Annotated in this window: 4 protein-coding genes and 2 pseudogenes; 5 read left to right on the top strand and 1 reads right to left on the bottom strand. The window is 30.4% G+C overall.

The features are described 5' to 3' along the window. Positions 1-549 precede the first annotated feature (549 nt). Positions 550-916, top strand: a pseudogene (locus OCHUTO_RS05920) (HD domain-containing protein); the annotation flags it as partial. Between the two features lie 118 nt (positions 917-1,034). After that, on the top strand, positions 1,035-1,886 hold the full coding sequence (locus OCHUTO_RS04960; protein ID WP_052694666.1) for an ankyrin repeat domain-containing protein: 852 nt from the start codon (positions 1,035-1,037) through the stop codon (positions 1,884-1,886). 35 nt (positions 1,887-1,921) lie between these two features. Here the strand turns inward: OCHUTO_RS04960 and OCHUTO_RS04605 are convergent. Next, a pseudogene (locus OCHUTO_RS04605) lies at positions 1,922-2,350 on the bottom strand (conjugal transfer protein TraD). A gap of 756 nt (positions 2,351-3,106) precedes the next feature. On the opposite strand from OCHUTO_RS04605, the gene OCHUTO_RS06700 reads away from it, so the two are divergent. The 3 genes from OCHUTO_RS06700 to OCHUTO_RS05590 all read left to right on the top strand — a co-directional run bounded on the left by OCHUTO_RS06700 (position 3,107) and on the right by OCHUTO_RS05590 (position 4,912). Beyond that, a complete protein-coding gene (locus OCHUTO_RS06700) occupies positions 3,107-3,244 on the top strand; it encodes a hypothetical protein (protein WP_156961315.1) in 138 nt (45 codons plus the stop codon). A gap of 812 nt (positions 3,245-4,056) precedes the next feature. Further along, positions 4,057-4,332: a hypothetical protein gene (locus tag OCHUTO_RS06080; RefSeq protein WP_198139671.1), complete on the top strand. Its 276-nt coding sequence runs from the start codon at positions 4,057-4,059 to the stop codon at positions 4,330-4,332. After that, positions 4,292-4,912 carry a hypothetical protein gene (locus tag OCHUTO_RS05590; RefSeq protein ID WP_045797607.1) on the top strand — a complete coding sequence of 207 codons (621 nt, stop codon included), beginning with the start codon at positions 4,292-4,294 and terminating at the stop codon, positions 4,910-4,912. The genes OCHUTO_RS06080 and OCHUTO_RS05590 overlap by 41 nt, the downstream gene beginning before the upstream one ends. Positions 4,913-5,040 lie beyond the last annotated feature (128 nt).

Raw genomic sequence — 5,040 nt, 5'->3', positions numbered from 1 at the left:
AACTTTTAATCTCTAGCAAAACCATTTTAGAAATAAAATAGCAGGAGCATTCTATGCCTATGGAAGATGAAGGTCAAAACAAAATTGATAAATTAACTAAAAAATTAGCTATAGAAGGCATTAATAGCACTACTATAAAACAGATAGATGCTGAATCAACTATACCATAAACTAGAAGAATCTGGGCAAGTAAGTATAAATTGCATAGATTGGATACAACATTTTAGAAGAATAGTAAATAACTATAAAATAGGCAATGTAACAGCTTCTCTGAATAGCATAATTTTTTTGTTTAGACAATACATAGAATCAACGAACGTCAAGAGTGAAACATTTAGCATAAAAGCGCTAATAGATAATACTGTTAGCAAAATAAAACAAGACTTTGAAAATGAAGATATAGAGCTAAATATTCAAAATGATATACAGAATTTGGTCATTGGAGACAGTTTTAGAATAAAGGCAGTGCTAAGCCAGTTAATTGGTAGTGCAATTATAAACAGTATCAAAAACTGCAAGATTGCTATTAACGTTAATCAGAATTCAAAAATATTACATGACACTATCGAAGATACAAGCTTACAAAGAAATATTGCTGAGGCATTTAGTAAAAAATTGCAGAACAGGTTCTGATCTTACTAGAATTAGTGGTAACAAAAAAATTAGTTCTAGCAATGATTAAAACATTGCGCCTGCAAAATAAAAAAGATTTGTTATTAATAAAATTTCGTTTACATAATATTAAAACTATATCAATAAAACCTTATGATAAAAGACAAAGAATAGTCATTGAAACAGAGCAAGAATTTTACCTCTTGCTCGATACCTTAAACTATCAGAGATTGCTGATGAGCTAAGTGGATATTGCATACTTAATGCTGCTACTAATAAGACTTATACTCAAATTTATCCATAAATCTTGTACATACTACTTAACTATGATACATTAAAAACTAATAGTTATTAAATCTTCAGTAATTTTTATACTAAAGCTATTAATAATTATCTATATTAACTAAAAAATCATTATATAAATGTATAAATTACATCAACTTGCTAAAAACAATCAATTAACAGAATTAAAAGAACTTATAAAAACTGGTGTAGATCTTAACAGTTTTGTTGATGGCTGCTACACCACTTTACACCATGCTGTTAAAGAAAATAATTTAGATGCCGTCAACCTTCTTATAGATGCAGGTGCAGATCTTAATGTAAAATCTAAAGTAGGTGGCTTCACTGCTTTATATATAGCTGCATTTATGATTAATTTAAGTGCTGTCAAGCTTCTTATAAATGCAGGTGCAGATCCTAATATAAAAGATGATCAGAATAAAATTACATCTTTACATTGTGCTGCTCTTGGAAGTGATTCAAATATTGTTAAGAGTCTTATACTAGCAGGTGCAAATTTAAATATAAGAGATAATGATGGACAAACTGCTTTACATATGGCTGCTAGGATGGAGAATTTAAGTGCTATCAAGGTTCTTATAAATGCAGGTGCGAATTCAAATATAAGAGATAAGAATGGAAAAACTGCTCAAGAATTAGCTCTTGATAACGGAAAGATAGTTATTGCAAATGCAATTCAAAGTATGGAACTAACTAAAGATACAATTAAGATCTGTGAAGATAAGCAAATGTTAGGAAGTAAATTGCCGTCACTTGCATCACATTTAAAAGAAGATAAGTTACTGAAGTTAAAGAAGCATAATTGTCTAGAAAAAATATTAAGTTATGTTAACGATAAGGATACTCTACAATCATTAAAAGAAGCTTGTAAAATCGAACTGTGTACAGACTTAATGAAAAAACATAATATAAATACGCAAGCTCTAGGAGAATCTGGAGAAGAATTCGATATATATGATAATGCACAGTAAGATAATATTTACATTTTAGCAATATAAGCATTATCTTAAACCTTAGATACCAGCTCAAGTTCATATTGAATATGGAGTAGGCCGTGCTTTAAGGAGTCGATATCTTTAACATGGCCATTTCATTCATTACGGTAGCAATTCCATTTTAAGCCATGATTCTAATGTGGCTTAGTGTTTCATCTGGTTCAGAGAAAAATTTTAAAATCACGTGGCTTTGTTTTTTTGCTCCTTATCAAAAATATCTTACCAATTTAGTCCAATGATCTTGAACAGTTGGATGTTGTGTAAAGTATCTTTATAAAAAAGCCCAAATAATTTAGTAGGTAAATGATCTATTTTAGCTTTAACAGCAAACCACCAATTTCTATAAGAGCTAGTCGCATTCTACGCTCTTTATCTTTTAGATTAAGTTCTTCCATTATAATTTTAGCTTTTTTTTGCTGAAGACTACTGCATAAATTCATAAAAAACAGAAATATATCAAAATAAAATTACAGTAAAGGAAATCCCGAACCTACCAAACCAACATCAAATAAATACAGTAAAAACGATAATTCCATTAGAAGCTTCATTGTAAGATAAGCTTATACGCAATATAAACTTAAAGTTTACAAAAAATGATCATTAGCGATTTTGAAAAAAATTACTGGCAAAATAAAAAACTCATGTTACTGTGAAAGTCAGGTGAGATTTGGCGATACAGTTTGCAAGAATAGAATTTTTAAGTAGAAGCAAAGGAGGAGATAGTTGTTGTAAAGCAGCGTATAATGCACGAATTTTTGTTAAAAATGAACAAACAAACACAAGTTATAATTTTTCTCGCAAGAAAGATAACGTATACCATACAGTACTAATACCTACTATGTAAATTCAAATTCAAGAATGTACAAACATTAATGAATGAGGTGGAGCGTACTGAAACAAGAAGAAATAGCAAGTTGTTGAAGGATTTGTAATAGCCTTGCCAGAGATAAAGAGTTGAATTTAGAGATAGAATAGAGATTCACACCGAATAGTTAAGAAGATGAATGGGTGAAACATGGCTTGGAGTGCAGATAGATTTCATAAACCTCATAGAGGGATAAGAATTGGCATGCACATATACTAGTTACTACTAGAAGATTCAGAGAAGATGGAACAGGTTTAGGAGCAAAGGCTGTTGATTTAGAACCCAATTTAGAACAACAAAAGGTAAGTCATTTATTATTCCAGAATCTAAAATGATTCATGAAAAGGCAAAGGAAGTAATAAACGAATATTTTGCTGAATTAGGATTGGATAATAGAGTAGACCAGATAAGTACAGTTCCACAAATGCATGTTGGTCCTGTTAGAATAGAAGTTTTATTAATGAAATAGCTAATGCAATGAGTTACGAAAGAGGCTCATCTCAGATTATTAGCGAGCGATGAAGTATTAAATCATATAAAAGTATCAATCTGTTTTCACTAACAGATGTTGAAAGAGCTGTCAAAAATTGATACTAAAAGCAAAAAATAGTAAGCAAGTATTAATAGAGTATTAAAGTTATATCATGAAAACGGCCAAAATAGTGAATACTACACACTAAAGAGGTTAAAGAAGAAGAAGCAAGAATAGTTAAATTGCTAATAAAATCAATAATCAGATTCATGAAATGATATTTACCATCTTAAAAATGATATAGAAAGCCTAACAAATGTTAGTGAAGACAAAAACAAGCATTAAGACGTATTTTGCTTAGTAATTTTGGAATTAAAATACTAAGAGGGAGAGCTGGAACAGGAAATGTTTTAGCGGAAGTATATAAGATTGCTACAAATCGTGGCAAAAAGTTATAGGCTTGCCCTACACATAAGGCAGTATCAGAGCTTAAAGATTATGAAGAACGTTATACTGTTAAAGGATTTCTATTTCAAAAAAGAGCTATTAAGAATAGTTTAATAGAGTAGATGAAGCTGGAATGCTAAGTAATAACGATTATTTAGAGCTGTTAAAAGTAGTGAAAGAGAATAATTGCCAAATAATCTTGCGGAGATGAAAAACAACTCGTGAAAGAGGTGGAATGTTTGAAGTATTGGCAAATAAATTTGGCTCCATGTATTAACAGATATTAAGAGACAAAGCAAAAACTGGAGAAAGAAGTAGCTAGAAACTTTGCTGATGACAATATTAAGAGCAGTTTGCTACTGTTGAAACAACATGAAGGTATAAAGATAGATTATACGCTGGAAGACTCTATGAGTAGGCTAATTAAAGACTGGAGTCAGAGTAAGTTTCAGCCACATAAGCGTTTGATTATTACAGTACGTAACAAAGATGTAGATGTTCTTAATTTGAGTGCAAGAGCCTTATTAAAGGCGAATGGTACTCTGAAAGGTTCAGAATATTGCCGTTTGATAGCTGGTAAAAAAGAGTCTTATACGGTTGGAGATAGAATCATATTTCAAATTTCAAACAAGCAATAAAGAAATTCGAAATAGTGAGTTTGCTAGCTTGTTATTTGTAAGTGAAAAAAAGTTTATAGCTAAAACAGATAAAGGAATAGAAATCAGCTTTGATCCAAGTAAAATCAGCTTTAAACACGGTTATGCTAGTACAATTTATAAAGCTCAAGGAGCATCTATAAAAGATGTATATATTTTACACGATGGTGCAAGTAATAAAAGAAGCTCTTATGTAGCTATGACAAGGCATATAGAGGATTTGAAATTATATTGTAATAAGGAAGCTACTTCAAATTTTAATAGCTTAATTTACCAATTAAGTAAAGATCAAAGCATGAATTTGAAAACTGCTGCAGAGTTAGGCGAGAAAACAGTTTTAGGTAAAATTGGTGACTGGCTTAAGTCTGTAATAACAGATATAGGAGACAGATTTCATACAAACGATAAGTACTATCGCTATGATAAAAAACCAGAACCATTAGCTGAAATAAGGAAAACAACTGAACAGCCTTATAACCTAGAAGATAGATTTTATATAAATAACAAACATTATCAATATGATAAAAATCTAGAAATGAAGATCCGAACAAGCAAAAAATAATTTAGCTATCGATAATACGCCAACTCCTGAAATAACCAATATAAAAACAGTCGATAAAGTAATTATTAGAAGATGAGCTACTCAAAAAGAGTAGCCTATAAAACATGCAAAGCCTCAGGTATCGCTAA

The sequence above is a fragment of the Orientia chuto str. Dubai genome (assembly GCF_000964595.1).
In the GTDB taxonomy this organism is placed as follows: domain Bacteria; phylum Pseudomonadota; class Alphaproteobacteria; order Rickettsiales; family Rickettsiaceae; genus Orientia; species Orientia mediorientalis.
Note: the sequence above shows the minus strand (reverse complement) of the source record. Positions and strands in the feature narration are given on the sequence as shown.

Excerpts from the sequence above, each read along its gene's own strand:
- OCHUTO_RS04960 (WP_052694666.1), top strand. The coding sequence starts at position 1,035 with ATGTATAAATTACATCAACTTGCTAAAAACAATCAATTAACAGAATTA.
- OCHUTO_RS06700 (WP_156961315.1), top strand. The coding sequence starts at position 3,107 with ATGATTCATGAAAAGGCAAAGGAAGTAATAAACGAATATTTTGCTGAA.